The 26,963-nt window shown below is 69.4% G+C and carries 27 protein-coding genes; 10 read left to right on the top strand and 17 right to left on the bottom strand.

Annotated features, from left to right (window positions below; all coding sequences use genetic code 11):
* Positions 1-21: 21 nt before the first annotated feature.
* Positions 22-3,405 carry a hypothetical protein gene (locus OXG55_07840; protein MCY4103153.1) on the bottom strand — a complete coding sequence of 1,128 codons (3,384 nt, stop codon included), beginning with the start codon at positions 3,403-3,405 and terminating at the stop codon, positions 22-24.
* Positions 3,406-3,418: 13 nt separating this feature from the next.
* Here OXG55_07840 and OXG55_07835 point away from each other — a divergent pair, with 13 nt between their 5' ends.
* Complete coding sequence (locus tag OXG55_07835) at positions 3,419-3,787, top strand: hypothetical protein (protein MCY4103152.1); 369 nt, start codon at positions 3,419-3,421, stop codon at positions 3,785-3,787.
* 294 nt (positions 3,788-4,081) lie between these two features.
* Here the strand turns inward: OXG55_07835 and OXG55_07830 are convergent, their stop codons facing one another.
* Both OXG55_07830 and OXG55_07825 read right to left on the bottom strand, forming a co-directional pair.
* Positions 4,082-4,210 carry a hypothetical protein gene (locus OXG55_07830; GenBank protein ID MCY4103151.1) on the bottom strand — a complete coding sequence of 43 codons (129 nt, stop codon included), beginning with the start codon at positions 4,208-4,210 and terminating at the stop codon, positions 4,082-4,084.
* A gap of 319 nt (positions 4,211-4,529) precedes the next feature.
* On the bottom strand, positions 4,530-4,958 hold the full coding sequence (locus tag OXG55_07825) for a HipA domain-containing protein (GenBank protein MCY4103150.1): 429 nt from the start codon (positions 4,956-4,958) through the stop codon (positions 4,530-4,532).
* Between the two features lie 20 nt (positions 4,959-4,978).
* Between OXG55_07825 and OXG55_07820 the strand changes: the two genes are divergently transcribed.
* Both OXG55_07820 and OXG55_07815 read left to right on the top strand, forming a co-directional pair.
* On the top strand, positions 4,979-5,281 hold the full coding sequence (locus OXG55_07820) for a nucleotidyltransferase domain-containing protein (protein MCY4103149.1): 303 nt from the start codon (positions 4,979-4,981) through the stop codon (positions 5,279-5,281).
* A 114-nt stretch (positions 5,282-5,395) separates the two neighbouring features.
* Positions 5,396-6,391 (top strand): nucleotidyltransferase domain-containing protein, encoded by a 996-nt coding sequence (locus tag OXG55_07815; protein ID MCY4103148.1) that lies wholly within the window; start codon positions 5,396-5,398, stop codon positions 6,389-6,391.
* A 1,116-nt stretch (positions 6,392-7,507) separates the two neighbouring features.
* Here the strand turns inward: OXG55_07815 and OXG55_07810 are convergent.
* From OXG55_07810 to OXG55_07800, 3 genes are all read right to left on the bottom strand, one after another.
* Positions 7,508-7,822 (bottom strand): AbrB/MazE/SpoVT family DNA-binding domain-containing protein, encoded by a 315-nt coding sequence (locus tag OXG55_07810; protein MCY4103147.1) that lies wholly within the window; start codon positions 7,820-7,822, stop codon positions 7,508-7,510.
* A 126-nt stretch (positions 7,823-7,948) separates the two neighbouring features.
* Positions 7,949-8,143, bottom strand: coding sequence for a twin-arginine translocase TatA/TatE family subunit (gene tatA, locus OXG55_07805; protein ID MCY4103146.1), 195 nt, complete (start codon positions 8,141-8,143; stop codon positions 7,949-7,951).
* A gap of 145 nt (positions 8,144-8,288) precedes the next feature.
* Positions 8,289-8,552, bottom strand: a complete 264-nt coding sequence (locus tag OXG55_07800; protein ID MCY4103145.1) for a WhiB family transcriptional regulator — start codon at positions 8,550-8,552, stop codon at positions 8,289-8,291.
* Positions 8,553-8,976: 424 nt separating this feature from the next.
* On the opposite strand from OXG55_07800, the gene OXG55_07795 reads away from it, so the two are divergent.
* From OXG55_07795 to OXG55_07770, 6 genes are all read left to right on the top strand, one after another.
* Positions 8,977-9,684 (top strand): succinate dehydrogenase cytochrome b subunit, encoded by a 708-nt coding sequence (locus OXG55_07795; GenBank protein ID MCY4103144.1) that lies wholly within the window; start codon positions 8,977-8,979, stop codon positions 9,682-9,684.
* Positions 9,685-9,832: 148 nt separating this feature from the next.
* Positions 9,833-11,755: a fumarate reductase/succinate dehydrogenase flavoprotein subunit gene (locus OXG55_07790; GenBank protein ID MCY4103143.1), complete on the top strand. Its 1,923-nt coding sequence runs from the start codon at positions 9,833-9,835 to the stop codon at positions 11,753-11,755.
* Between the two features lie 20 nt (positions 11,756-11,775).
* Positions 11,776-12,537 (top strand): succinate dehydrogenase/fumarate reductase iron-sulfur subunit, encoded by a 762-nt coding sequence (locus tag OXG55_07785; GenBank protein MCY4103142.1) that lies wholly within the window; start codon positions 11,776-11,778, stop codon positions 12,535-12,537.
* A 14-nt stretch (positions 12,538-12,551) separates the two neighbouring features.
* Complete coding sequence (locus tag OXG55_07780) at positions 12,552-13,538, top strand: DUF368 domain-containing protein (GenBank protein ID MCY4103141.1); 987 nt, start codon at positions 12,552-12,554, stop codon at positions 13,536-13,538.
* Positions 13,539-13,586: 48 nt separating this feature from the next.
* Positions 13,587-14,183 (top strand): superoxide dismutase [Fe], encoded by a 597-nt coding sequence (locus tag OXG55_07775; protein MCY4103140.1) that lies wholly within the window; start codon positions 13,587-13,589, stop codon positions 14,181-14,183.
* Positions 14,184-14,221: 38 nt separating this feature from the next.
* Positions 14,222-14,605 (top strand): hypothetical protein, encoded by a 384-nt coding sequence (locus tag OXG55_07770; protein ID MCY4103139.1) that lies wholly within the window; start codon positions 14,222-14,224, stop codon positions 14,603-14,605.
* 25 nt (positions 14,606-14,630) lie between these two features.
* Here OXG55_07770 and OXG55_07765 read toward each other — a convergent pair whose 3' ends face one another.
* The 10 genes from OXG55_07765 to deoC all read right to left on the bottom strand — a co-directional run bounded on the left by OXG55_07765 (position 14,631) and on the right by deoC (position 24,552).
* A complete protein-coding gene (locus tag OXG55_07765) occupies positions 14,631-15,641 on the bottom strand; it encodes a malate dehydrogenase (GenBank protein ID MCY4103138.1) in 1,011 nt (336 codons plus the stop codon).
* Between the two features lie 22 nt (positions 15,642-15,663).
* Positions 15,664-16,884, bottom strand: a complete 1,221-nt coding sequence (icd, locus tag OXG55_07760) for an NADP-dependent isocitrate dehydrogenase (GenBank protein MCY4103137.1) — start codon at positions 16,882-16,884, stop codon at positions 15,664-15,666.
* Between the two features lie 49 nt (positions 16,885-16,933).
* Positions 16,934-17,791, bottom strand: a complete 858-nt coding sequence (locus OXG55_07755; GenBank protein ID MCY4103136.1) for a bifunctional 5,10-methylenetetrahydrofolate dehydrogenase/5,10-methenyltetrahydrofolate cyclohydrolase — start codon at positions 17,789-17,791, stop codon at positions 16,934-16,936.
* A gap of 40 nt (positions 17,792-17,831) precedes the next feature.
* Positions 17,832-18,530 carry a peptide-methionine (S)-S-oxide reductase MsrA gene (gene msrA / locus OXG55_07750; protein MCY4103135.1) on the bottom strand — a complete coding sequence of 233 codons (699 nt, stop codon included), beginning with the start codon at positions 18,528-18,530 and terminating at the stop codon, positions 17,832-17,834.
* Positions 18,531-18,809: 279 nt separating this feature from the next.
* On the bottom strand, positions 18,810-19,499 hold the full coding sequence (locus OXG55_07745; GenBank protein ID MCY4103134.1) for a class II aldolase/adducin family protein: 690 nt from the start codon (positions 19,497-19,499) through the stop codon (positions 18,810-18,812).
* On the bottom strand, positions 19,496-20,482 hold the full coding sequence (locus OXG55_07740; protein ID MCY4103133.1) for a 3-phosphoglycerate dehydrogenase: 987 nt from the start codon (positions 20,480-20,482) through the stop codon (positions 19,496-19,498). The genes OXG55_07745 and OXG55_07740 overlap by 4 nt, the downstream gene beginning before the upstream one ends.
* The gene (locus OXG55_07735) at positions 20,475-21,161 is read right to left on the bottom strand and encodes a hypothetical protein (GenBank protein ID MCY4103132.1); all 687 of its coding nucleotides are present in this window, start codon (positions 21,159-21,161) and stop codon (positions 20,475-20,477) included. The genes OXG55_07740 and OXG55_07735 overlap by 8 nt, the downstream gene beginning before the upstream one ends.
* Before the next feature lie 58 nt (positions 21,162-21,219).
* Entirely contained in the window at positions 21,220-22,128 is a 909-nt protein-coding gene (locus OXG55_07730) for an aldehyde dehydrogenase family protein (protein ID MCY4103131.1), read from the bottom strand.
* Complete coding sequence (locus tag OXG55_07725; protein MCY4103130.1) at positions 22,125-23,597, bottom strand: aldehyde dehydrogenase family protein; 1,473 nt, start codon at positions 23,595-23,597, stop codon at positions 22,125-22,127. The genes OXG55_07730 and OXG55_07725 overlap by 4 nt, the downstream gene beginning before the upstream one ends.
* Positions 23,598-23,673: 76 nt before the next feature.
* Positions 23,674-24,552: a deoxyribose-phosphate aldolase gene (gene deoC / locus OXG55_07720; GenBank protein ID MCY4103129.1), complete on the bottom strand. Its 879-nt coding sequence runs from the start codon at positions 24,550-24,552 to the stop codon at positions 23,674-23,676.
* 195 nt (positions 24,553-24,747) lie between these two features.
* On the opposite strand from deoC, the gene upp reads away from it, so the two are divergent.
* A complete protein-coding gene (upp, locus tag OXG55_07715; protein MCY4103128.1) occupies positions 24,748-25,371 on the top strand; it encodes a uracil phosphoribosyltransferase in 624 nt (207 codons plus the stop codon).
* A 26-nt stretch (positions 25,372-25,397) separates the two neighbouring features.
* Here upp and OXG55_07710 read toward each other — a convergent pair whose 3' ends face one another.
* Positions 25,398-26,669 carry a DUF4143 domain-containing protein gene (locus tag OXG55_07710; GenBank protein ID MCY4103127.1) on the bottom strand — a complete coding sequence of 424 codons (1,272 nt, stop codon included), beginning with the start codon at positions 26,667-26,669 and terminating at the stop codon, positions 25,398-25,400.
* Between the last annotated feature and the right edge of the window lie 294 nt (positions 26,670-26,963).

Here is a 26,963-nt window from a genome sequence, read left to right as displayed (position 1 = left end):
CTTGTCCGTTGGGTTTGAGGTTCAGGCGCGCCCCGTCCGGGCCTCAGGCTCCTTCGGTGGTCGCTGCCTTCGGCGGGACAGGCCCGGAGACGCGGGCGGACCCTGCTCGTCCTGCTCGTCCTGCTCGTCCGGGCAGCCATTTGGACTGTCCCTTAAGGCCCCCGTGGGCGGTGCCTGCGGCTCGCTCTGGGCTAGACTCTGCCGGCTCGGGTCGGACGGCTCCCGGTTCCGCGGCCGCCGCTCGAACTCGCGCCAGATCCTCTCCACGGTCGCCAGCAGTTCCTTCTCATCCCGGGGTCCGTCCCACAACACCAGCTGATAGTGGTTGTGATCGCGTTCGACGATGACCCATCCGCCGTTCAGCGCTTGACCGACCGTCCTGGAGTCAGGCTCGGACCGGATTGCGAACCTGGTCACGTCCGTGTCGACCTGACCGCTCGCAGCGATGCTGCGCCCTCGCCCCTTTGCCGTCGCCACGATCCGCAACGGCCAGCCGGCGAGCAGGGGCCACCACGGTACTCGCAGCGCGACATCGGCTTTGCTCAATTCCGCCTTCGCTACAGATCGCCGAAGCTCGCGGCAGCGATGATCCTGCAGGGCACCCGGCACGATCACATCGCCCTCGACCCGGCCGTCGGCGACGAAGTACATATTGTTGGACAACTTCGTCCAGCGGCGCCGCACCCCCGCCGACAGCACCCGGACCGCCAAGAACACAGCCACGGCTATCAGTAGGTAGCGCATGAAGTGCTCGAGGACTTCGCCCGTCTCCCTCACGCCGATCGAGATGTCCTCGACCCGCACATAACTAGTCAATCCTGGAACCGTCGCCGGATCGCCGCCCGCTGCACGCAACGGCACGATCAGATCCATCGTCGCGTCGCCTTCAGCGGTCGCCTCGATCACCATGGTAGGGCACACATGGTCCACTGCACCTGCCGGCACCTCGCAGCGCCACTCCGCGCCGGGCCGCAGTCGCGGCGTAACGCCGTCCACGGACTCGACGGGCAGCAGGCCGTCCGATGCGGTCTCAACGGTCACCGAGCCGGCGAACACCCCTCCCTGAGTGATGACTCGCAGCGAGCCCGACGGATCGAACCGATCTTCAACCACGACATCGGAGACGGCCGGCAGCGCCGAAGGCACAATGATGTCACGAACTACCACCCTCATGTCTTGAGCGACTTGTGGATGATTCGGATCGTCGACAAGGCCTCGAATCGACAGAACCACGTCGACGGCGACGTCTCCCGCAGCGAGACCCGAGAGAACCTGCAACGGCGGGCAGGTCTGCGCTCTCGCTCCAGCCGGGATCACGCACCGCCAGTCCCCGACACTCAGGATCGGCGGTGCCGCCTCGGCGGAACCGTTCACGGACTCCGCGATCAGCCCGTCCAACACCAATACTCCGTCCGCGGTACCGCCGTCAGCGGAGACATCCAGAAATCCGCCCGGTCGGCTCTCGTCTACCGCGGCGATCACCGGACCCGGCAATTTGCCGTCCACCAGGACGTCCCGGATGATGTATGTGGTCCTCTCCACAACCGGCGGCTCCTGCATCGGATCGGCGCTGATGGAAGACAGGGACAACCTGATGTCGACCTCGGAGTCGGAGTCGGCATTCACAGTGAGCCGAAAGGCATCGCCGCAGGAGTAGTCGACGGCATCGGCCGGAACGTCGCATCGCCACCCGCTCGACCACTCGGGCGAGAAGTCCACGGATGATGACCCCGAGACAGACTCGATGTGCACATCGGTCACGGTCAGCAACCCGTCAAGGAATCCACCGTCCGCCGTGATCGCCAGTGTTCCCGCCGGGTCGAACCGGTCCGCCGGGTCTGCGGCGATCGCCCTGAGCGTCGGCACCATTCGGCCGGACAATCCACACAGTGCTCTCGGAACGGGGACCTCGACCACCGATGCCCGCAGCGGCGCAGTCCAAGGACCGCTGAAGCTCCCGTAGTCGACCACCTTGTTGACCGACAGCTCGGCTGTCCCAACGCAGCCCCGTGTCGGCAGGTAATCGTCGCCCCGCGCGGCGCGGGCCACGCGATCGACAATGCCAGGAATCGTGAACCGGCCGCCGGACCTGATCCTGCCATCCAACCCACTGACCTCGACGTTGCGCCCGTCATCGAGATGCAGGACGAGCCGCGCCATCTCATCCTCACTGGGCGCCGGATTGATTCTCCCCCTCAAGTCGCTGCCGCTGAACTGCAACTCCTCGAGGGTCGGGGCACCGCGCTCGTCCTTGCGGATTCCGGCGCGCGCGTTCGCAGCCTCCGCGCCGGAGAAGACGAGCGTCCAGACCTGATCATCTCCCCATTCCATGCCGTAGACCTGCCGTGCGACCCGATGCGCCCAGGCGACACTGATGTTCCGGGTCGGTTGCCTGCCCAACATTCCTGACGTTGAAATCCGGGTCCAGTCATCTCCGAATGCGAACGGAGCAATCGGAGTCCCGTCAGGTCCGTGGAGGGCAATCGACACGTCGGAGCGGTCCCTGACTCCTCGAAGGTCCACGTAGACCTTCACCCACTCGACGCCGTCGGAGAGAGTGAAGCGGTATTCGCATTCCGCCGGATTCGACTCGCATGGATCCAGGAACTCGCGCGGGAAATCGGGATCGACCAAGCGGAATACGGTCTCCTCGATTCCGGTCGCAAGATCCGCCACGGACGCGACATCGGCGACCTCCCCGTCAAGTCCTACACAGTCGGGGCCGCCGACCACCAAGCGGCGGAGTTGCGCCGACGAGTCCCGCTGCACGCGGAGTTCGATAGCGGTGACATTGACGCCCGTGCGTCGCAGCTGATCGACCAAGCCTCCGACACGGCACATATCATCGATCTGTGCCTGCTCTGCCGGCGTAGAAACGCCTGCTGAAATTGTGTCGTGATCGCCGTCAGTGAACCAGAATAGATAGTCACACGAAGGGATCCCATTCGGCAACGGTTCAGCGAAGCGGTCGAGCACACCGCGGATCGCCTCCCGGTAGTCAGTCCAGTATCCGGGCTGCTCGAGCGCGCGACCCGCAGCTTGACGCAGGGCTTGAAGACCGCCTAGATCTCCCAGATCCTGCCAGCTGCCGCTTAGGCGGTTGTATGGATTGTTCAACTCGGGTTCGTCGTGGAGTCCAGAGAACGTGTCAACCGCCGCAAAGACCGACCAGTGTGGGTAGTGGCGCCGCAATCGCAGACGGTAGTCTTCGACGATCTGGCCCAGATCGTCGAGCGCATCCACCGTGCCTGTCTCCCGCCGGCCGTCGGGGTCATTCACGCGCAGACTCCGCGACGTGTCCAGAAGGAAAAGCACGCGGATCGACTCGCGTCCATCGCACCGCTGGGCAGACTCCTCGGCTTTGACGGGCAATGCAAGAACTACGAAGAGCACCGCGCCCAGCACAGACGCCGTGGCGATGAGCGACAGCGCGGCACCCGCTCGTCCAATAGCCGAACTCGCGGACACTCCCCGGACCGAAACAGCCGCACGACCGCCGCGCGATCTGAGCTTCGACGGCGATCTCGTGCCGTCGAAGCTGAAAGCCGGTCGTCGTGCAGAGCACAAGAAGATCACCAACTGCGACTTGGCTTCAGAGTGCAGCCTCGCCAGCTGCAAGATACGCGCTGATGACAGTGACGACCAAAGAACCGAACCACAGCATCGTTGCCGCGGTAAATCGATCGTTTCGCATCTCTCGATCACATTTTCGCTTGTGCACGGTGTCGGCCACCGCGGCAGCGGCGAAGCCGGCAAGGCCCAGCACGTACGACAGCCTGAGGGTTGAGAGCGAGTCGGTTGCTGTGACCATCAGAACGATCGACGCAATGAGCAATGCCGAACTCCCCAACGCCAACAGGACCGGCAAAGCTGAGATTGGGGGAATCCTTCGTTTGCCGCCACCGGTCAGGTCGCGGCGAGTCCCGGAGCGCGGAGGCGTGCTACGGCCCACAACACTCTTCCGATCCGTCCGCCTCGACGTGCCTCCCGACTGCGCACGGGATGGTTGCCTCGTGCCTCGCCCCAGCTGACGGGACGGCCGACTACCGCGTCGAGTATCCATCCGAACGATCACATCTCCTCAGGAGCTGAATCCGAGCCAGGACGTCTGCTCCTGCGCCACCGCCGGGGAGGAGGCCGCCGCCGGCACCAACGACCCGGCCAACACGGCGGTCACGATCATGGCGACGAGGTGAACTCGGGACTTCATAGCGCGTTGCGCTCCATTGGATCGGCTCGGGCGCGGCCGCTCGTGTCAACGGACGGGGCGGTCGGCGCAGCACCTCTGGCGGCCGACCGGTGGGCAAGGTACCCCCCCCCCGCATGTCAAGCACTTGCGCGGGGGCCCTGTTCAGGTGGCCAGCCCTCCGAGCGCGGCCCGCTCGGACGATCCTCGCCGTCGGGTCGCGCCTCTATAGATCTCAGCCCGGTACCGCGTGATCGGCGCGCCGCCGTCGCGGTCCGCCGCCGGACTCGACGGCCTCGGTGGTGACCGACCGCGGGCGCGGCGGGGGCGAAGCCGCCGGTAGTCAGCGAGGCCGCCGGTGAGGCTCCCGGAGGCGGCGGCGATTCGCTTCGATCGTCCGCTCGACTCCAACCACGCGCCGCCCAAGCCTGCGCAGCAACCGCTCGATTTCCGGAAGATCCTGCAACTCGGGGGACAAGGCAGTGACCTCCTCTTCGAGCGCGGTTGAGGCCCCCGACACCAGATCCTCGGCGCGATCCAACAATCGGCGCTCCGGCAACCCGAGACGGGCAGCGACATCGAGCAGGGCGTGGTCCGAGCCGGCGCTGTAGACGGTGAAGGTGGACCCGTAGCGCATGGCCATCTCCCGCTCACCGACGCCTCGGGCCACGTACGGCAACGACGAGTGCAGGTCGTACAGCGGGCTGAGCCTCGCCTCGTTGCCGGTCAGCAGGAAGCTGTAGTTGCGGGCATGCGCGTCGCGGCGTCGCACTCGCCGGGGACTCCGGGAGCATGACTCGGCGTGAACTCGTCCTGGGCACCCACCGCGCTGCCATCAAGACCGCGGCGGCCGCCAACAAGGCCACCTCCATCGCGTTGGTGGGCTCGGCGGCCCGCGGCGATGACGGCCCCGCCAGCGACGTGGACTTCCTGGCCAGGTTCGAGACGGGGTCGTCCCTGTTCGACCTGGCGCGCCTCCAAGGCGCCCTCGCGGAGCTGCTGGGCGTCGATGTGGACGTCGTCTCTGCTGGCGGCCTCAAGCCCGACGAGTACGAGGGGCATCGGGCGATGCTCCTCGAGGCGATCATCCTTTGAACCCCCGCAGGCGAGTGCCGGACGAGGACCGGGTCCGGCACATCCGGAAGGCGACCGCTGGTGATACCCCCGCCCGGGCGCCGCCGCAACGGCGCGGCGCGTAGGCTGATCGCCGTGACGACCATCGCCGCCCCCGCCGCGCCGACGCTCGCAGCAGCCGGCCGAGCCGCCGCGGCGCTCCTGGAGATCGGTGCCGAGGAGGTCCTCCTGTTCGGCTCGGTCGCCGACGGGATGGCGACGCTGTCCAGCGATATCGACTTGGTGGCGATCTACGCCGACCTCGACTACTCCCAGCGCGCGGCCCGCCGCCAAGCCCTCGAGGCGGCCGCGGGGGCCGCCGCCGCGCCGTGGCCGGTGCAGGTACACGTGACCGACCGGCCCGAATGGCGCGCCCGCATCGACAACGTGCCGACCTCCCTGGAACGGCGCATCCACGACACCGCCGTGGCGGTGGCCACGGCCGCCGAACGGGCCCCCGTCAACTGGAACAAGGAGATGGTTCTGCCCATGAGCGACGCACACGAGGCCCTCCGCCAGTTCGACCACTGGGTCCTGCCGCGGCTCAGCGAACTCGAGGCCGCCACCCACCGCGGGACACAAGAGGCCGACGCGCCCCTCCCCCCGGAGGTCGCCGAACGGGCCCGCCTAGAGCGCATGGTCCGCATCTGCACGACCGCGGCGATCACCGCCGAGACCGCGATCAAGGCGCTCGCAGTCCTCCACGGCACGCCCACGCCGAGCGAGAAAGAACTCCGCCGCGCGGGCCACAACATCGCCGCCTGCCTCGACCTCCTCCCGGACGCGGCGCACCGCTCCCCCGCCGGCGTACTCGACGGACTCGGCGTCGATGCGGCCACCCTGTCGCAGTGGCGACTGCGCGGCAGATACACCGCGGACGTGGCCGCCGACGGCGCCATCGCCGACAGCCTCGCCGAGACATACACCACCATGGCCACCACACTGACCGCCCTGCTGGCCAACGAACTGCAGGAGGCGCTCGGAGCGGACCCCGACCTCGCCGCCGCCGAGGCCCGCCGCGCCCACCTCAGCGGCGTCATCGCCGGCCGCGACGTGCGCCGCGGCATCGAGGACCGCGGCCCGCACGTCTAGTGCCCTGAGTGGGGAATTCGTTGCAGACATGTGGCCATGGTCTCGACGAACTCGTCTGCGGTCTTGCGCCACACGAAGGGGCGGGGGTTCTGGTTCCAGTTGTCGATCCAGGCGTTGATGGAGGACTATCCAAGGGTTAGGACCAGTCAGAACTAATCTGATCCACTAGAGCCTGCGCAATTGCCGCGTGTCCCAGCTGATTGGGATGATAGGCAGCGTTGTCAGTACCCTTAATTCCATGCAGCCAATCGTCACCACTTCCGCAAAGCTCATGCCCACCTTCCCGAAATACAGCTTGTACATCGACAAAACGAACGCGACTTTCTCCAAGTAGTCTGTTTACTTCTTGAACTGCAGCACCAAGACCTGTGTAAGATAAGTTGCAGCTCTGATAAGAGTTGAGGCATAGATCCTATGAATACCCCAGCAGCCATGACCTAGGTTCGGGCCCCAACCCCAACCCTTTTGCAGCAACTCCACTCCACTGTAGGTGCAACAATACTCGGATATCCGATGACATATAACCTCCCTCGATCACTCAGGTGGTTCTCGACACCGCGCACATACACGTCTACCAACGATCCTCTGCAATCCCCCTCCTGATTCCCTGCGCCGGTGCCAGACGAGAAAGAATCTCCAGCAGCCCACCAAGTGAGCGGACACGGCGTCTCTATCTGCACGGCAGTCGATGGAGGGCCCAGACCGGTGCTGTTCTCGGCACGTACAGCTACCGTGTACGTCCTGTAGAAGTTTCCTTCGTACACCATGTAGGCTGAGACGTAGGTTGCGTCTCTATCCGTTGTGTTGAAGGCCACCCTTTCGGGTCGGCTATTGTCCAAGCCCAGATTCAGGCCCCTCCGTGTCGCGGGGCTTGAGATTGTCACCTGGTAGTTTGTGATGGGAGAACCGCCGGTGTGGTCTGGGGCGTCCCAAGCGATAGCGAATTCCGAACTTGGGTGGCCATACGCATCGGTACGAAGGCTAAGTCCGACATTTTTCGGTTCCGACATTGCGCGCATCCCGCGGACTCGCAGCGTGAAATCGCCTGTCGCTCCGACACTGTAGGTGGTGGCCTCAATGTGTGGGCACGGCGCAAAGCGGGGCGCTCCGGTGGCCTCAGTCCGCCGTGCTGTCGCCGCCAGGCCCCAAACCGGCGATCTCGCGCAGCGCCGTCAGGAACTCCTCCCCCGACGAGAACACCGGCCCGTGCCTGCCCGCGGCGATGTCCGCCTCGGCCTCGCGCTCTTTGGCCTGCCACTCCTCGGTCCAGAACCACCACTGATCGGGGTCCCGCTCAGGCCGCGGGCGGAGCAGGATTCCGTCGTCGGTCAGTTCGGCGTCGAACTCGGTGCCGACACGGAGCCCGCAGGCGTCGCGGAGGTCCTTGGGGATCGTCACTCGGCCGTCGGAGCACAACCTCGCAGATGCCATTGGCAAGACTGTACCGCTTGACTGCGGCGATCCGAGAGGCCGCGGACGCCGGAACGGGGTCACCCTGGTCTCCGGCGGCGAGTGCCGCGCCAGTTTGCGCGGCCGGGCTCACCCGTGCCGGCGGGGCTAGGTGTCGCTGGTGTTCTTGGTCTCGGCGGATCCGCTCGAGGTCGACTCCTCGAGTTCGTCACCGGCGTTCTTGCGGAACTCTCTCTGGGCCTGCCCGAGGGACCGCGCAAGCTTCGGTAGCTTGGCGCCGCCGAAGATCACCAAGACGATCACCAGGATGATGATCAGTTCGGTCGTTCCGATTACTGCCACGACTTCAGGTTACCCGCTCGGCGCTCGCGGAGACCGGCAGCGGGCGAAAATAGTCTGCCGACCTACCGGCGCCGTCGAGGATGAGGCGACGCCGCGCTCGCGGAGACCGGCAGCGGGCCAGAACCGCTCGCCGACCGGAGGTCCCTCAGGCCGTGGCGGACTCGCTCGCCTGCCGCCGTGCCAGGGCCCGCTCGCGGCGCACGCGACGGCGCTCCCGCTCGCTCATGCCGCCCCAGATTCCGAACTTCTCGCCGTTCTCGAGGGCGTACTCGAGGCACTCCGTGCGCACAACGCATGCACCGCAGACCCGCTTGGCCTCCTTGGTGGAAGCCCCGCGTTCGGGAAAGAACAGATCGGGATCCACCCCGAGGCAGTTGGCGTACTGCTTCCACGGATCTTGGACTCGCATCTCCTGGGTGAACATCCGGACATCCTCTCGATCCTTGGAGTCTCGGACCCAGGGGGACCCCCGGCGTGGTTGCCTTCGACAGCCGTCCGAGCACCTGTTGGCACCTGTGTTGTCCACAGGTCTATTCACACCTGTGTAATTACAAGCGTGTCATAGAGAGTATGCCGGGCGTCTCGGCCAAAATCAAGTGCGGGAGCGGGGATTTTCCGGGGTTTCCCGGCGACGGGGGTTCTCGCCGGTAACGTACGACCCGCAGAGCCCCACCGAGTCGCCGGTCCCCCGGATCCGCCCCGCGACCGCACGCAGGAGCAGCACGCTGAGTTCAGCCACCCCGACGCCGACTGCCGAGAAGCCAGCGAGCCGGCAATCCCGGCGGTCAGCGCGCCGGGAACTCCCGTGGCCGCTGAACCTCTACCAGTCGGCGGTGGGCAAGAAGTGGGTGATGGCGCTGACCGGTCTCGCCCTGCTGGGGTTCGTGCTGGTGCACATGCTCGGCAACCTGCATCTCTACGAGGGCCCGTGGGAGACCCACGAGTACGCCGAGACCCTGCGCGATCTCGGCACCGAGGTCATCCCCCGGACCTGGGTGCTTTGGGCCCTGCGCTTCGGCCTCATCGCCGCCTTCGCGCTGCACATCCACTCGGCCTACAGCCTCACCCGGATGAGCCGGTCGGCCGACCGGCGCTACGCCGGGGGCCGCGACTACATCGCCGCCGACTACGCCTCGCGCACGATGCGCTGGACCGGTCCCCTTGCCGGCCTGTTCGTCGTGTACCACCTGGCCGACCTGACCTGGGGCCACTTCAACCCCGACTACATCCGCGGCGACCCGTACCACAACGTGGTGGCGAGCCTCTCCAACCTGCCCGTCGCCATCTGGTACATCGTCGCCAACGTGGCGTTGGCGGTGCACATCTACCACGGCGCCTGGAGCATGTTCCAGAGTCTCGGCATCAACAGCCCGCGCTGGAACCCGCTGCGGCGCAGGTTCGCCCAAGCCTTCGCCGCGGTGATCCTCGTCGGCAACCTCAGCTTCCCGATCCTGGTGCAGGCCGGCGTGATCGACGACGGCGGGCGCTCCGTCGTGCGGGAACGGCAACAGCAAATCGACCACGCCGGAGCCGAGTCATGACCGACGTCAGATATCACAGCCCCAGAGGACTGACGCCCGCAATCGAGGGCGGGGATGCCGGGGGCGACGTAGGCGGCCATTCTAGGCCGCCGGAGCGCCACCGGCAGCCCCGGCCGGACCGCCGCCGGACCGCCGCGGGAGGCGCGCCATGAACGGGAGCCTGGACGCACGGCTGCCCGAAGGGCCCCTGGAGGACGCCTGGACGGACCACAAGTTCGCCCTGCGCCTCGTCAACCCCAACAACAAGCGCCGTTTCACCGTCATCGTGGTGGGCACCGGCCTGGCCGGGGCGGCGGCGGCGGCCTCCCTCGGCGAGTTGGGCTACCGGGTCAAGGCCTTCACCTACCACGACTCGCCACGCCGGGCGCACTCCATCGCCGCCCAGGGTGGCATCAATGCGGCCAAGAACTACAAGAACGACGGCGACAGCGTCTTCCGCCTGTTCTACGACACCATCAAGGGCGGCGACTACCGCAGCCGCGAGGCCAACGTGTACCGCCTCGCCGAGACGTCACTGGCGATCATCGACCAGTGCGTCGCGGCCGGCGTTCCCTTCGCCCGCGAGTACGGCGGCCTGCTGGACAACCGCTCCTTCGGCGGCGCGCAGGTGTCCCGCACCTTCTACGCCCGCGGCCAGACCGGCCAGCAGCTCCTTCTCGGCGCCTATTCGGCGTTGATGCGGCAGGTGGCGGCGGGCACCGTCAACCTGCACACCCGGGCCGAGATGCTCGACCTGGTGGTCGCCGAAGGGCGGGCGGTCGGCATCGTGGTGCGGGATCTGCTGTCCGGCGAGGTGACCGCCCACGCCGGCGACGCCGTCATCCTGGCCACCGGCGGCTACAGCAACGTCTACTTCCTCTCGACGAACGCCAAGATGTGCAACGTCACCGCGGCTTGGCGGGCACACCGGCGTGGCGCCCTCTTCGCCAACCCCTGCTACACGCAGATCCACCCCACTTGCATCCCCGCGGGCGACGACTTCCAGTCCAAGCTGACGCTGATGTCCGAGTCGCTGCGCAACGACGGGCGCATCTGGGTGCCGAGAGCCTTCGACGACGCGAGAGCGCCCGCCGACATACCCGAGGCCGAACGCGACTACTACCTCGAGGAGAAGTACGCAGCCTTCGGCAACCTGGTGCCGCGCGACGTGGCCTCGCGCAACGCCAAGGCCGTCGTCGACGCCGGCCGGGGTGTTGGCCCGCTGCGCAACGGGGTCTACCTGGACTTCTCCGATGCGCTGGCGCGTGACGGCGCCGACGTGGTGGGGGCCAAGTACGGCAACCTCTTCGACATGTACGAGCGCATCACCGGTGAGGATCCCCACCGGGCACCCATGCGGATCTACCCGGCGGTCCACTACACGATGGGCGGGCTGTGGGTGGACTACAACCTCATGAGCAACGTGCCGGGGCTCTTCGTGGCCGGAGAGGCCAACTTCTCCGACCACGGAGCCAATCGCCTCGGAGCCTCGGCGCTGATGCAGGGGCTGGCCGACGGCTACTTCATCGCCCCCTACACCGTCGGGGACTACCTGGCGGGGCGCCTCGGCGAGGAGGGACCCCGCACCGATCATCCCGCCTTCGCCGACACCGTCTCGGAGGTGAGCGATCGCACCGCCCGCTGGACGGCCGCCCGGGGGTCGCGCACCGTGGACTGGTTCCACCGCGAGCTGGGACGGATCGTATGGGACCACTGCGGCATGGCGCGCAACGCCGCCGGGCTCCGGAAGGCATTGGCGGAGATCCCCGCCCTACGCCAGGAGTTCCACGCCGACGTGTGTGTCCCCGGCTCGGCCGCCTCCCTGAATCAGTCCCTCGAGAAGGCCGGACGGGTCGACGATTTCTTCGAGCTCGCCGAGCTGCTGGCGCGCGACGCGCTGGAGCGCGAGGAGTCCTGCGGAGGGCACTTCCGCGAGGAGCACCAGGACGCCGAGGGCGAGGCCCGCCGCGACGACGAGCACTTCACGCACGTGGCGGCGTGGGAATGGGCAGGGCCGGACGACGAGCCGATCCGCCACCGCGAGGAACTGACCTTCAGCGCCGTGACACCCACCACGAGGTCCTACAAGTGAGCGCCGGCGAGAACGGAATGCTGAACGTGCGCCTGCGCGTCTGGCGCCAGGACGGTCCCGGCGACGCCGGCCGCTTCGAGACCTACGACGTCGGCGGCATCAGCCCCGACGCCTCCTTCCTGGAGATGCTGGACGTGCTCAACGAGCGTCTCACGCTGGAAGGCCGGGAACCCATCACTTTCGAGTCGGACTGCCGGGAGGGCATCTGCGGCACCTGCGGCCTGATGATCAACGGGCGCGCCCACGGCCCGCAGAAGGGCACGGCCACGTGCCAACTCCACATGCGCGAGTTCTCCGACGGGGACCTCATCACCGTCGAGCCGTGGCGCGCCGGATCCTTCGAGGTAATCCGGGACCTCGCGGTCGACCGGACGGCTCTGGACCGGATCATCGCCGCCGGCGGGTACATCTCGGTCAACACCGGCGCGGCGCCCGACGCCAACCTGGTGCCCGTCCCCAAGGAGGCGGCGGAGTGTGCCTTCGACGCGGCCGCCTGCATCGGCTGCGGCGCCTGCGTCGCCGCCTGCCCGAACAGCGCCGCACAACTCTTCACGGCGGCGAAGGTGCAGCATCTGAACCTGCTCCCGCAGGGCCAACCCGAGCGTTGGGCGCGCACCGAGGCGATGGTGGAGACCATGGAGCGATTCTTCGGCAGTTGCACCAACCACGGGGAGTGCGAGGAGGCCTGCCCGAAGGAGATCTCCATCGACTTCATCGCCTGGACGAACCGGGACTACGTCAGGGCCAAGCTGAAGAACCGCAAGCTCACCGGCCAGCGCTGAGACGCTCCGGACGCGTGCGCGACGGGATCGGCCAAGCGGCGCAGCGTCCGAGCGGCGCCGGCGTGCTGCGGTGGGCCGGCGACGGCCTGCGAGGATTCTGCATCGGGGTGGCCGATCTGGTGCCCGGGGTCTCCGGCAGCACGGTGGCGGTGCTGCTCGGTGTCTACGAGCGGCTCCTGGAGGCAGTCAGGAGCGTTGCCGGGGCACTGGCGCACCTGCTGCGCGGCGACCCGCGAGGGGCTGCGGGGCGGTTGCGCCGGATCGACTGGGCACTCGTGGCGCCGGTGGCTGCCGGTGCCGTCGTGGCACTGGCCGCGCTGGCACGTGCCGTCGACTGGCTGCTGACGAACCGCCCCGAATCCACTGCCGGCGCCTTCGGCGGGTTGGTCTGCGCCGCCGTGCTGGTTGCGGCACGCCAGGTGCGCGCCTGGCGAGTCCCCCGCGGGCTGCTGACCGCGGCCGTGGCCACCCTCGGCGCCTGGCTGTTCGGGCTCAGCGCCACGCCCGTGGCGGAGCCGGTCACGATCGTCTGGCTCGGAGCCGGCGCGCTCGGCATTTGCGCCATGATCCTGCCGGGGATCTCGGGTGCGTTCGTCCTGCTGATCATCGGGCTGTACGCCTCCTTCGTCGACGCTCTCGGCAACCGGGACTGGGCGCCGATCGGGCTGTTCGCGGCGGGCGCGGTGGCGGGGGCCCTGGTGTTCGCATCGTTGCTCAGCAAGCTTCTCGCCAGGCATCACGACAACGTGATGGCGACGATGGTCGGGTTGATGCTGGGCTCGTTGCGCGTGCTCTGGCCCTGGCCGAACGGCGTCGGGCACCTCGCCGGGGACGGCGAGGTGATCAGCGGGACCGGTCTCGAGTGGCCTGATCGCGGCGAGGTGCTCTGGCCGGTGGTCTGCGCCGTCGCGGCGTTCGCCCTGGCACTGGCGGCCTCCCGGACCGCGCACCGCGCGCCCGCCGGATCGGGGCCCCGAGACGGTTTACTGGAGGCACCCTGACAGCTATCACAGGACGCGACCACCCCCTGCGTCCCCCGGAGGTCCCTCGTGAGTAACCCGGCGACCGTTCACCTGCCGCCGCTCCCCTACCCGGAGGACGCGCTCGCCCCGCACATCAGCGCCGACACGGTTGCGCTGCACTACGGCAAGCACCACGCCGGCTACGTGGCCAACGTGAACCGGCTGGTGGCGGGATCCGCAGCCGAAGGCGCCCCGCTGGAGGACCTCATCGTCACCACTGCCGGGGGCCTTTTCAACAACGCGGCCCAGGTCTGGAACCACACCTTCTACTGGCACTCCATGCATCCCGCCGGTGGCGGCGACCCCAGCGGCCGGCTGCGCGCCGCCATCGAGGGCGGCTTCGGATCGGTCGACGGGTTCCGCAAGCAGTTCACCGACGCCGCATGCGGTCACTTCGGCTCGGGTTGGGTGTGGCTGGTGGCGGGCGGCAACGACCTGGAGGTCATGGCGACGGCGAACGCCGACCTCCCCCAGCGCTGTGACCGGACGCCGCTGCTGACCATCGACGTCTGGGAGCACGCCTACTACCTGGACTACCGCAACGCCCGTCCCGCCTACGTAGAGCGCTGGATCGAGAAGCTCGTGAACTGGGAGTTCGCCGCGGCGAACCTCGCAGCTCTCTGAACACACCGCGGCTGCGCCACGAACGAGGTCCGTGCTCCGTGGTCGGGTTCCTCAGCGCCGAATGGGTGGCAGCCGCCGGCGAGGCGCTGCAGAAGGCCGGGGTGACCACCGACGGCGGACCACCGCTCGTCATCCAGCAACTCGTGGAGCACCCCGGCGGGATCCGCAGTGCCTACCGGATCCGGATTGACGCGGACGGCGCCGAGGCACTCGGCGGGTTCTCCGGCGAGGCCACGGTCGTCTACCGCCAGAGCTACGAGGTGGCGCGCGGCATCGCCAGGGGAGAACTCGACGCCCACGTAGAGTTCCTGATGGGTCGTGTCGTCGTCTCCGGCGACACCAAGGCCCTCGTCGGCCACCGCGCCGCGCTCGAGAGGCTCAGCACCGCGCTCGCCGGCCTCCGGGAGATCACCGACTTTTAGCCCGGCCCCCGCTCATGCCGATGCCTCAGCCGATCAGGCCCAGTTCGGTCACCGTGTCCCGCTCGGCGGCAAGTTCGGCGACCGAGGCGTCGATCCGGCTCCGGCTGAAGGAGTTGTGCTCGAGACCTTCCACGATCTGCCAACTCGTGCCGTCGCTGGTGCACGGGAAGGAACTGATCAGACCCTCGGGGACCCCGTAGCTGCCCTCGGAGGGCAGCGCCACGCTGACCCAGTCGCCGGCGGGTGTCCCTGCCGCCCAGTCCCCGACGTGATCGATGGCCGCGTTGGCGGCCGAGGCGGCCGATGAGGCCCCTCGCGCTTCGATGATGGCGGCGCCCCGCTGCTGCACGGTGGGGATGAATCCGCCCTCGAGCCAATCCTGGTCGTCGACCACCGCGCTCGCCGGCCGGTCGCCGATGCGGCAGTTGAAGATGTCGGGATACTGCGTGGCCGAGTGGTTGCCCCAGATCGTCATGCGGCTGATGTCAGCCACGGCGGCACCTGCCCGGTCCGCCAGCTGGGCGATGGCGCGGTTGTGGTCGAGCCGGGTCATCGCCGTGAAGCGCTCGGCGGGGACGCCCGGGGCGTTGCGCTGGGCGATGAGGCAGTTGGTGTTGGCGGGGTTGCCCACCACCAGGACACGGATGTCGTCGGCGGCGTTGGCGGCCAGGGCCGCACCCTGGCGCGTGAAGATGCCGCCGTTGGCCTCCAGCAGGTCCTTGCGTTCCATGCCCTTGGTTCGGGGCCGGCTGCCGACCAGCAGGGCCCAGGAGGCCCCCGAGAAAGCCGTCTCGGGTCGGTCGGTCAACTCCATGCCGGCCAGCAGACCGAACGCGCAGTCGTCCAACTCCATGGCCACGCCCTCGAGGGCGCCCACGGCCGGCGGGATCTCCAGCATCTGCAGGATGATCGGCACGTTCGGCCCCAGCAGTTGTCCCGAAGCGATGCGGAACATCAGGCTGTAGCCGATCTGGCCGGCGGCGCCCGTGACGGCCACCCGCGCGGGCGCGTGCTTCTGCGTTGCGGTCTCGCTCATGTCGCTCCCCGTCCCCGCTCTGTCAGAGCCGGTCGATGATCGCCTGGGCGAACTCCGAGCAGCGCACCTCGGTGGCACCCTCCATGAGCCGGGCGAAGTCGTAGGTCACGATCCCGGCGGCGATCGTCTCCTCCATGGCGGCGACGATCGCATCGGCGGCGGCGTCCCAGCCCAGATGCTCGAACATCATCACGCCCGAGAGCAGAACCGATGACGGGTTCACCTTGTCCTGGCCGGCGTACTTGGGGGCTGTGCCGTGTGTGGCCTCGAAGACGCCGTGGCCGGTGACGTAGTTGATGTTGCCGCCGGGGGCGATGCCGATGCCGCCGACCTGGGCGGCCAGGGCGTCGGACAGGTAGTCGCCATTGAGGTTCATCGTGGCGATCACGTCGAACTCGGCCGGGCGGGTCAGTACCTGCTGGAGGGCGATGTCGGCGATGGTGTCGCTGACGAGGATCCGCCCTCCGGGATCGCCCCCGCAGTCGTCCCAGCCCACCGCTGCCGCCGCGAACTCCTCCCGCACCAACTCGTAGCCCCAGTTGCGGAAGGCGCCCTCGGTGAACTTCATGATGTTGCCCTTGTGCACGAACGTGACCCGTGAGCGCTTGCGGGCCACGGCGTAGTTCAGGGCGGCACGCTGCAGGCGCTGCGAGCCCGTGCGCGACACCGGTTTGATGCCGATCCCGCTGTCGGCGCGCAACTCCCGCCCGAATACCTCCCGGACGATCTCCCGGACCCGCGCCGCCTCGGGCGTCCCGGCCTCAGCCTCGATCCCGGCGTAGATGTCCTCGGTGTTCTCCCGGAAGATCACCATGTCCACCAGTTCGGGGTTGCGCACCGGCGAGGGCACGCCCCGGAACCAGCGCACCGGCCGCAGGCAGACGTAGAGGTCCAGCAGCTGGCGGATGGCCACGTTGAGGCTGCGGAACCCGCCGCCCACCGGCGTCGTGAGCGGCCCCTTGATGCCGATGAGGTAGTCCCGGAAGGCGTCGATCGTCTCGGTCGGCAGCCACTCGCCGGTCTCGTTGAAGGCCTTCTCCCCGGCGAGCACCTCCATCCACTGGACCCGCCTGCCGAAGCGGGCCGCGGCCGCGTCGAGCACGGCTCGCGCCGCCGGCCAGATGTCCACCCCGGTGCCGTCGCCCTCCACATACGGGATGATCGGCACGTCGGGGACCTGCAGCACGCCGTCGCTGCCGATGGCGATTCGTGCCGCGGCTGTACTTCCGCTGGCGTCTCGCATGGAAGTGCAGCCTACGGGCATCCCCCCGGCACCACGCCGGCCCGATGCGTCACCCCGCTGCGGCCTCGGCAGCGGCCACGGTGTTGCGCAGCAGCATGGCGCGGGTCATGGGTCCGACACCGCCGATGCGGGGCGAGAGCCATCCCGCCACCTCGGCCACGCCGTCGTCCACGTCCGACAGCAGCCGGCGTCCCGAGAACGAGACACCGGCGGCGACCACTGCCGCCCCGGGCTTCACCATGTCGGCGGTGATGAGGCCCGGCGACCCCGCCGCCGCGATCAGGATGTCCGCCCGGCGCGTGTGGATCGCCAGGTCCGCCACGCCGGTGTGCACCACGGTGACCGCGGCGTTGGCGCCCGGGCGCTTCAGGGTCAACAGGTTGGCCAGGGGCCGGCCGATGGTGAGCCCGCGCCCCACGATCACGACGGCGGCGCCCTTGATCGGGATGTCGTAGGCCTCGAGCATGTACTGGATTCCCGCAGGGGTGCACGCCAGCGGCGCATCGATGCCCTGCACCAGCTTGCCCAGGTTCACCGGGTGCAGCCCGTCGGAGTCCTTCGTCGGGTCCACGCGCAGCAGGGCGGACTCGTAGTCGAGGTGGCCCGGGAAGGGGTACTGCATCAGGTAGGCGTGCACGGCGTCGTCGGCATTGAAGCGGTCGACGACGCCGTCGACGTCGGCCTGCGTGGCATCGGCGGGCAGGTGCACGTGGTGGGATTCCATGCCCAGTTCGGCGCAGTCCCGGTGCTTCATGGCCACGTAGTTGGCCGAGGGGCCGTCGTCGCCCACCAGCACGGTGCCCAGCCCCGGGGTCGCACCCCGGCGTGCCAGCGCCTCGATGCGGCCGCGCAACTGCTCGCGGATCTCGCCGGCGAGACGTTCGCCGTCGAGGGTGACCGCGCTCACCGGACCGGTCGGAGCGGCGCGCCGGGGAGGTCCGGCCGGTTCACCGGGCAGCCGCCTCGGCGCCGGCAACCGGCGTTCCGGGGCGGTGTTGTGCCTCCTGGTCATCCGGCAGGACCAGGCCGGTTCCGCCGATGCCGCAGTAGCCCCAAGGGTTCTTGGCCAGGTACTGCTGGTGATAGTCCTCGGCGAAATAGAAGGGCGGCGCGGGTGCGATCTCGGTGGTGATCCGGCCGAGGCCGGCGGCGGCCAGCACGGGGCCGTAGCGCTCCTGCGACCGCTCCGCTGCCTTTCGCTGGCTGTCGTCGGCGGTGTAGACGGCCGAGCGGTACTGGGTCCCCACGTCGTTGCCCTGGCGCATGCCCTGGGTGGGATTGTGGTTCTCCCAGAAGATGCGCAGCATGGCGTCGAGGTCGGTCACCGCGGGGGCGAACACCACCAGCACTGCCTCGGTGTGGCCGGTTCTCCCCGAGCACACCTCCTCGTAGGTGGGGTTCGGGGTTCCGCCCCCGGCATAGCCGACCGCGGTCGTGTAGACACCCTCGGCCTGCCAGAACAAGCGCTCGGCTCCCCAGAAGCAGCCCATCCCCACGATCAGGGTCTGCATCTGCGGCGGGAAGGGCGGCTGCGTGGGCGTGCCCAACACGGCGTGGGTGGCGGCCACCGGCATGGCCCTGGAGCGGCCGGGCAGCATCTCCTCGGTGGTGGGCATTCGCGTCTTGTCCCTACCGAACGGTGCCATCGGCCTCCCCTGTCTGTGTTGGCTCCGGGCTGGACTCAGGACCGGACCTGCTCGCGTCATCGCCTCGTCGCGCAGTCTCGCGCGCCCGAGGCTCCCGCCGGTCGCGGCCGGGTGCGGTCCGTCGCCGGAGCCTCTTGCGGACACCTCTTGCGGACACAAGGTGCGACCACTAGGGTGGGGAGCCACCATCACCGCCCTGAGCAGCGGACCGGCCCTTCTTCGCCGGTCCGCTGCTCTTCTTTTCGGGCCGGGCGGGCCGGGCGCGGCGCCATGACCTTCTCAGGCCTCCCCGCCCCAACTGGACTCGCGCACCCAGCGGTAGACGCCGGCGAAGTCCTGGTTCACCTTCTCCGGAACGCTGCCGGGAGTGCCGAGCAGCCGGGCTCCCCAGACGATGTGGGCGGTGCGCTCCACGACGAGGGCGGCGTGGAGGGCGTCGGCCGGATCGCGCCCCACCGTCACCAACCCGTGGTTGGCCATCAGCACGGCGCTGCGCCGGCCGAGCGCTGCCGCCACCGCCTCGCCGAGTTCGTCGCTCCCGGTGAGGTGGTAGTCACAGACCTCGACGTCGCCGCCGATGTAGATCACGACCTCCTCGATGGCGGCCGGAATGGTCCGGCGGGCCACCGCGAACATGGAGGCGTACAGCGGATGGCAGTGCACCACGCCGCCTACTTCGGACCAATGCCGGTAGCAGGCCAGATGCAGCGACTTCTCGCTGGAGGGATGGCCGTCGCCGGCCACCACATCGCCGCCGGCGTCCACGAAGACCAGATCGGAGGTTCGCATCGCCTGGTAGCCCAGCGACGACGGCGTGAGGCAGAACGTGCCGTCGCCGACACGTCCGGAGACGTTGCCGGCGGTGCCCTCCACCAGCCCCTTGGCGTACATGGCCTGCGCCGTCTCCAGCACGGCCCGGGCTGATTCCTGGCGGGACCGGCTGGGTGCGGCGCGGTCTTCGGCGTTCACGAGAGGACCTCCGGGTTGGCGACGTGGGCGGGCCGCTCACCGTCGAGCAGCCTCTGCAGGTCGGTGGCAACCATCGAGGCCTGCACCTGCTCGGTGTGGTAGCTGGCCCCGCCGATGTGCGGCGTCAGCACCACGTCGTCGCGCCCGCACAGCGGATGGCCCTCGGGCAGTTGCTCGCCGTCGAAGTGGTCGAGCCCGCAGCCGCCGAGGTGTCCCGACTCCAGCGCCGCCACGAGGGCGTCCAAGTCGTGCAGCACCGCCCGGGCGGTGTTGAGGTAGACAGCTCCGGGCCGCATGGCCGCGAACTGCGGCGCGCTCATCATGTGCGCAGTCTCGGCGCTGGGCGGGGCGTGCATCGACACGATGTCGGCGGTAGCGAGCAGGTCCTCGAGGCTGTGCCGCGCCTCGCCGACGTGGGGGTCGTGCGCGATCACCCCCAGGCCCAGTCCCTCCATCCGCCGGCGTACCGCCCGGCCGACCGCACCCAGGCCGACGATCCCGAAGGTCTGCCCGGCCAGGAGGCCGCTGCGGTAGCGCTGGTAGGGCAGCGTCTCGGTGAAGATCCGCCCGGTGCGCACGGCGCGATCGGCGGGGACGAGTCTTCGGTTCACGGCGAACAGCAACGCAACGGTGAGCTCCGCCACGGCGTCGGCGTTGCGACCGGGCGTGTACAGGACGGGAATGCCGGCGGCCGTGGCGGCGGCCACGTCCACGTTGGACGGCTCGCCGCGGGTGGCCACGATGGCCCGCAAGGGGAGCTCCATGACCTCTCCGGAGCAGAAGTCGGCCTCGCAGATCAGCAGGTCGGCGCCCACCTCGGCGAGCCGCTGCGCCAGGCGGGGCGGGTCGTAGAGGCGGACGGGGGTGTACTCCAGCCACGGCTCGTAGACCACGTCGGCCAAGCGCTGCAGGGCCTCGAAGCCGGGCCCGCGCAGCGGAGCGGTCACGAACGCCCGCAGCCGGGCGCCGCCTCGCTCAGCCACCGTCCTCAGCGGTCCGCGCCGGGTGGCGGTAGAGGCGGCGGGCCAAGCGGTCGGCCCCGGGGTCGATGCCGGGGAGCTGCATCGGGAAGCTGCCGGTGCGCTCGACCACGAGGTCGCGCACCAGTTCCTCCACCTCGCCCCAGTCGGCGGCCCGGGGGGCCGCCAGATGGCGGTTGTAGGGCTGGTCGAACACGATGACGGTTTGGCCCGCGGCGCGCAGGTCCTCGATCTGATGGGGGGCGTCGTCCACGAAGGCGTCGGCGTTCATCGAGGACTTGGCGGCGATGAAGCAGAGGTCGCGGTAGGGGATCCTGGCCGTGTCGAGCCACTCGGCGGTGTCGCCGGCGGTCACGGCATGGCCCCAGTTCACGTAGAGCCGGTGAGTCACGATGCGGATCCAGACCCCGGCGTCGGACAGCCGCCACAGCACCTCGGCCGCGCCCGGGATCAGGTCCATGTGCCGCAGCATGTGGCGTTCCAGGACGGCGTGACGGTGCAGCTCGTCGAACTCCTCGGGGGTCCGGATGCCCCACTCCTCGCATCCCCAGGAGACGTCCCTGCTCAGCGACTCGGCGGGCACGCCCAACCTCTCGGCCACGATCCGCCGGAACGTTCCGATGTAGTCGCCGCACACGCCGTCCAGGTCCACACCGAGCACGAACTGCCTGCCCTCGCTCATCGCGGCCACGCCTCGGGACGCGTCGGACCCGACGGCGGCATCGTGCGCACGGGTCGGCTCAGCGGCCTTTGGGGTGCCACACCGTCTTGTACTCGCAGAAGGCGGAGATGGCGTAGGGGCTCTGGGCGGCGGCCTCCAGCCAGCGGCGCTCGCGGGGCGCGGCGTGGACGACCCGGGTCACGGTCTCCGCGGCCAGCCGCTCGGCTTCGCCCGCCACGTCGGCACCGTCGTCGCCCGCCGGGTCGCAGCCGGTCAGGTCGACGCAGTCCACGTCGCCGTGTCCGGCCAGCGCCCGCACCAGCGGTGCCCGGCGCCCGGTCAGGACGTTCACGACGCCGGCGGGCACGTCGCTGGTTGCCAGGATCTCCGCCAGAGTGACCGCCACCAGCGGGTGGCGTTCGCCGGCCAGCACCACCGCGGCGTTTCCCGGGACCAGGGCCGGAGCCAGGCGCGACACGATTCCCAGAAGAGGCGCCTCGTCGGGTGCCGCCAGACCCACCACTCCCATGGGCTCGGGCACGGTGAAGTTGAAGTAGGGCCCGGCCACGGGGTTAGCCCCGCCCAGGACCTGCGGGTACTTGTCGCACCAGCCGGCGTACCAGACCCATCGCTCGGTGGCCACGTCCACTTCTGCGGCGGGGTCGGCGGCCGCCTCGGCGCCGGTGGTGGCCCGGGTCAGCTCGCCGATCAACTCGGCGCGGCGGCTGTCCATGACCTCCGCCACCCGGTAGAGGATCTGACCCCGGTTGTAGGCGGTGCGGGCCGCCCACGCCGCCTGCGCCCCACGCGCCGCCCGCACGGCGTCGCGCACGTCCTTGCGCGACCCGGCCACGGCGTGGGCCAGCAGCTCGCCACCCGCCGAGCGCGCCGGGAAGGTGCGACCGGACTCCGAGCGCACGAACGCCCCGCCGACGTACATCTTGTAGGTCTTGGGGACCCCGAGGCGGCCCCGCTCCGCGCCGGTCATCGGACGCTTCCCTGCAGTTCCAGGTACGGCAGCAGCCCCTGACGGCCGCCCTCGCGCCCGAAGCCGCTCTCCCGGTAGCCGCCGAACGGGCTGGCCGGGTCGAAGCGGTTGAACGTGTTGGCCCACACCACGCCGGCCTGCATCCGCTCGGCCATCCACAGGATCCGCGACCCCTTCTCGGTCCAGATGCCCGCCGACAGCCCGTAGGGGGTGTTGTTGGCCTTCTCCACGGCCTCCTCCGCGGTGCGGAACGTCAGCACCGACAGCACCGGGCCGAAGATCTCCTCCCGGGCGATCCGGTGCGACGGCGACACGTCGCAGAACAGCGTCGGCGGGAAGAACCAGCCCCGCTCCGGCAGGGCGCAGGGCGGCTGGTACAGCTCGGCGCCCTGCTGCACGCCCGACTCCACGAGCTCGGTGATCTTGCGCAGCTGGGCGGCCGAGTTGAGGGCCCCGATGTCGGTGTTCTTGTCCAAGGGGTCACCGACCAGCAGTGTGTCCATGCGATGGCGCAGCTTGGAGATCACCACGTCCGCCACGCTCTCCTGCACCAGCAGGCGCGAACCGGCGCAGCAGACCTGCCCCTGGTTGAAGTAGATGCCACCGACGATGCCCTCGGTCACCTGATCCAGCGCCGCATCCTCGAAGATGACGTTGGCCGCCTTGCCGCCGAGTTCCAGCGTGAGGCGCCGGCCAGTGCCGGCCAGGGTGCGCTGGATCTCCTTGCCGACCGCCGTGGACCCGGTGAACGCCACCTTGTCGACGCCGGGATGGGCCACCGTGGCGGCACCGGTGGTGCCGTCGCCGGTGACGATGTTGACCACCCCCGGCGGAAGGTCGGCGTCCTGCAGCACCTCGGTCAGCAGCAGCGCGGTCAGCGGCGTGGTCTCCGCCGGCTTCAGCACGACGGTGTTGCCGGCGGCCAGGGCGGGGGCCAGCTTCCAGGCCGCCATCAGCAGCGGGAAGTTCCAGGGGATCACCTGCCCCACCACGCCCACCGGCCGCGCCTCGGCGCCGGCGAAGGCGTAGTCCAGCTTGTCGGCCCAGCCGGCGTGGTGGAAGAAGTGCGCCGCCGCCAGGGGCAGATCCACGTCGCGGGACTCCTTGATGGGTTTGCCGCCGTCGAGCGTCTCCAGCACGGCGAACTCCCGGGACCGCTCCTGAAGCAGCCGGGCGATGCGGTACAGATAGCGCGCCCGCACGCGGCCCGGCGTGTCCCGCCATCGCGATTCGTAGGCGTCGCGGGCGGCAAGCACCGCCCGGTCCACGTCCTCGGTGCCCCCGACCGCGAACGTCGCCAGGGTCTCCCCGGTGGCGGGGTTCACCGTCGGCGCCGCCCGGTCGCTGCGGGCCGGCACCAACTCGCCGCCGATGAACAGGCCGTAGTCCGCCGCGATCTGCACCAGGTCGGTGCCTTCGGGCGCCGGGGCGTAGGAGGCCGGGCCGAAGTCCGCCGGCGCGGCCGGCACCCTCTCGGGGACCTCGGCGCCGGGAGAGTCCCCGGCAGGCGGGGCGGGCAGGTGGTCGCCGGGGTCGCTCACCGCCTCACACCACTGTCTTGTCCGGGCGCGGGTAGCGACCCGTGCCCAGTCGATCCAGTTGCAGCAGCACGTCGTTCAGCAGGCTGGAGGCGCCGATGCGGAACAGGTCGGGGTGCAGCCACTGCGACCCCAGGGTCTCGGCCATCACCACCAGGTACTGCCAGGACTGCTTGGCCGTGCGGATGCCGCCGGCCACCTTCAGGCCAACGGCTCGGCCGTCGGCGTCGGCAAAATCCCTGATGGCCTCGGCCATGCACAGCGCCACGGGCAGGGTCGCCGACGTGCCGATCTTGCCGGTGGAGGTCTTGATGAAGTCCGCTCCGGCGGCCATCGCAAGCATCGACGCCTTGCGCACCGCGTCGTAGGACCCCAGCTCGCCGGTCTCCAGGATGACCTTCAGGTGGGCGTGATCTGCCGCCTCCTTCGAGGCTGCCACCTCGTCGAATGCCTGCCGGTAGCGGCCCGCCAGGAACGCCGAGCGGTTCAGCACGATGTCGATCTCGTCGGCACCGGCGGCGGCGGCGTCGGCGATCTCAGCCAGGCGCACCCCGATCGGGCCGAGCCCGGCGGGGAACGAACCCGCCACGCTGGCGACGCGCACCGGCGCGCCGGCCAGGGCGCCGGCGGCCACACCCACCAGTTCGGGGTACACGCACACCGCCGCCGCGGGCGGGACCGCCGGGTCGGCCGGTTCGGGCCGCAGCGCCTTGGCGCAGAGCGACAGCACCTTGCCCGGCGTGTCGGCGCCTTCGAGGGTGGTGAGGTCCATGCAGCGCACCGCCAGCGCGAGCGCGGCAGCCTTGGCCGTCGTCTTGATCGACCGCTTGGCGAGGGCGTCGGCACGCTCGGTCAACCCGACGGCGTCGGTGGGAGTGATCGGCAGACCGACGAGACGTTCGGGAAGCGCCTCTCGCTCGCCGGTGCGCTCGGCGACCGCCACCGATGCCGCCCGTGTCGCCACGGTGTTCACATTCCTGACACTAGAGCCCGCGCCCCGGATTCGGACAGTCGGCGTCCACGGCGCGGCTGCGGTCGGGCTCGCTGGCTGGCGGCGGCACCATCGGGCATGCTTGACGCCGTGAACGTCACCGTCGTCGATCATCCCCTCGCGGCCGAGAGGCTCACGCGCCTCCGCCGAACCGAGACCAAGCGGGCCGGATTCCGGCGGAACCTGGCCGAGCTGTCCACCTTCCTGGTCTACGAGGCGCTGCGATCCCAACCGGTCACCACCGTGCAGATCGACACGCCCATGGCTCCGTCGGTGGGCGTGCAAATCACCGATCCACCCTTGGTGGTGCCGGTGCTGCGGGCCGGGCTGGGGATGCTCAACGCCACGCTGGAACTGCTGCCGAACGCCCGGGTGGGTTTCGTCGGCGCCAAACGCAACGAGGAGACCCTGCTGCCCGACGCCTACGTCAACACCGTCCCCGAGGATCTGGACGGCCACCCGGTCTTGGTGCTCGACCCCATGCTCGCCACCGGCGGCTCGCTCATCCACACCTGCGGCCTGCTCACCGACTCCAACGCCGGGCCGATCACAGTCGTCTGCGTGCTGGCCGCCCCCGAGGGCGTCGAGGCGTTCCGCGCCAAGGGATTCGACGCCGACATCTTCACCGCCGCCGTCGACAGCCACCTCAACGAGGTCGCCTTCATCGTCCCCGGCCTCGGCGACGCCGGCGACCGCCAATTCGGCCTGGCCTGAGCCAACTTCAGACCGGGTCGGAGTGGTCAGGACCAGAGGGCGCTGATCGGGATCGCTTCGATTCCCTCGGTCAGCCGGAAGTGCCTCGGGCCGGTGTGAAGCACCGCGCCGGCAACGAAGCGGTGCCCCAACTGGTCGCGCAGCCACAGGAGGTGCCGGGCGTCCCGCGCACCGGGCGCGCTGTGGGCCTTGATCTCGATGGCGATGACCCCACGGGCCCCGAGATCGGCGATCACGTCGATCTCGTGCCTGCCCTCGCGGTCTCGTAGGTGGTACAGGCGCGGCCGGCACGGATCAACCACGGACTCGGCCCGCAACTGATTGACCACGAAGGTCTCGATCAGGCGGCCCAGCAGGTCGCCGTTGCTCATGACCACGCTTGCGTCGGCAGAGACCGCAGCCGCCCAAAGTCCGGTATCGGCCACGTACCGCTTCGGACTTCGCGTCAGCCTCTTCAATAGGTTGCTGCTCCATGCGGGAAGTTGCCCGATGGCCCCCTCGTCGATCAACAGCCGCGTGTACGCCACGCAAGTTCGGTGGTTGATGCCGGCGGTGCCGGCGAGGGTGGCGTCGTTCACAACACCCGCCGTGTTGAACGCGTACGCCTGGAAGAACGCGCCGATGCGCGCCGGGTCGGGGCCGTTGGGAGGCCCTGGCCGGTGAACGGTCAGCTGCGTCAGGTAGGTCTCGAACCAGGCGTCCCTCACCCGTCCCTGCAGTTGGGTCGCGGGCTCGGGGAACCCGCCCACTACGGCCAACTCGACGTAGCCGCGCAGGTCCGGAGTATCGGGCGCCGGCATCGGCGGGGCGTCATCCAAGAGCCGGCTCAGAAACGGGCGGCTGCCGGAGCCGAGGCGCTCGGCAGCGGTCAAGGGGTGCATCGCCACCCGGATCAAGCGCCCGGTTCCGGGCCACAGTGCCGGGTCGAACTCCGTGCGCACGGATCCGGCGATTATGAACCTGCCCGGCTGCCGCTGACTGTCCACCGCGCGCTTCACGGCGCCCAGCACCCCGGGGCACTCCTGCCACTCGTCCAGCAGAACAGGCTCGGGGAGACCTCGCAGAGCCGCGTCGGGATCGGCTCTGAACGCCAGCGCCTCGGACTCCTCGTCGAGGCGCACGACGCGCCTCGCGTGCCGCGACGCTGTCGTGGTCTTGCCCGCGGCCCGCGGCCCGGTGATCATCACCGCGGGCGCCGAGTCCAGGATCTCGGCGATCCAAGGGTCCACCAACCGGGGCAAATAGCCGTCCGATCCGGCGTGGGTGGCCGCTCTGCTGAGGTGTCCGCCATCGCTCACACCGCGATACTACACCTCTCGCACAACTAATAATACAAGAACTGCACATTTGATAGTACAAGTATTGCGCAGACCACTGTGCAAGTCCCGCCCAGTCAGTCGAGCGCGGCGCGGGCGACGAACCAGCCGGAGATCGGGTCGGGCCCGGCAGACTCCGTCAAGGCGGCGCTGGCCACGACGACCGCCTATCGGCGGGGCGTAGGCTGCCCGGCGGACGACGGGCTCACCACCGGTTCAACACCGATGAGCCCGAGTTCCCATCGAACCGTGACGATCCTCCCGACCGAAGCGAGG

This window comes from bacterium (assembly GCA_026708055.1).
Taxonomy (GTDB): domain Bacteria; phylum Actinomycetota; class Acidimicrobiia; order Acidimicrobiales; family CATQHL01; genus VXNF01.
The sequence above is the reverse complement of the archived record's forward strand: the minus strand, read 5'-3'. Positions and strand labels throughout refer to the sequence as shown.

Bases quoted from the DNA above. Each gene is read 5' to 3' on its own strand.
- OXG55_07835 (MCY4103152.1), top strand. From the start codon at position 3,419: ATGAGCGACAGCGCGGCACCCGCTCGTCCAATAGCCGAACTCGCGGAC.
- OXG55_07830 (MCY4103151.1), bottom strand. From the start codon at position 4,210: ATGAAGTCCCGAGTTCACCTCGTCGCCATGATCGTGACCGCCGTGTTG.
- OXG55_07820 (MCY4103149.1), top strand. From the start codon at position 4,979: ATGACTCGGCGTGAACTCGTCCTGGGCACCCACCGCGCTGCCATCAAG.
- OXG55_07810 (MCY4103147.1), bottom strand. From the start codon at position 7,822: ATGGCATCTGCGAGGTTGTGCTCCGACGGCCGAGTGACGATCCCCAAG.
- OXG55_07800 (MCY4103145.1), bottom strand. From the start codon at position 8,552: ATGCGAGTCCAAGATCCGTGGAAGCAGTACGCCAACTGCCTCGGGGTG.
- OXG55_07790 (MCY4103143.1), top strand. From the start codon at position 9,833: ATGAACGGGAGCCTGGACGCACGGCTGCCCGAAGGGCCCCTGGAGGAC.
- OXG55_07765 (MCY4103138.1), bottom strand. From the start codon at position 15,641: ATGAGCGAGACCGCAACGCAGAAGCACGCGCCCGCGCGGGTGGCCGTC.
- icd (MCY4103137.1), bottom strand. From the start codon at position 16,884: ATGCGAGACGCCAGCGGAAGTACAGCCGCGGCACGAATCGCCATCGGC.
- msrA (MCY4103135.1), bottom strand. From the start codon at position 18,530: ATGGCACCGTTCGGTAGGGACAAGACGCGAATGCCCACCACCGAGGAG.
- OXG55_07735 (MCY4103132.1), bottom strand. From the start codon at position 21,161: ATGAGCGAGGGCAGGCAGTTCGTGCTCGGTGTGGACCTGGACGGCGTG.
- OXG55_07730 (MCY4103131.1), bottom strand. From the start codon at position 22,128: ATGACCGGCGCGGAGCGGGGCCGCCTCGGGGTCCCCAAGACCTACAAG.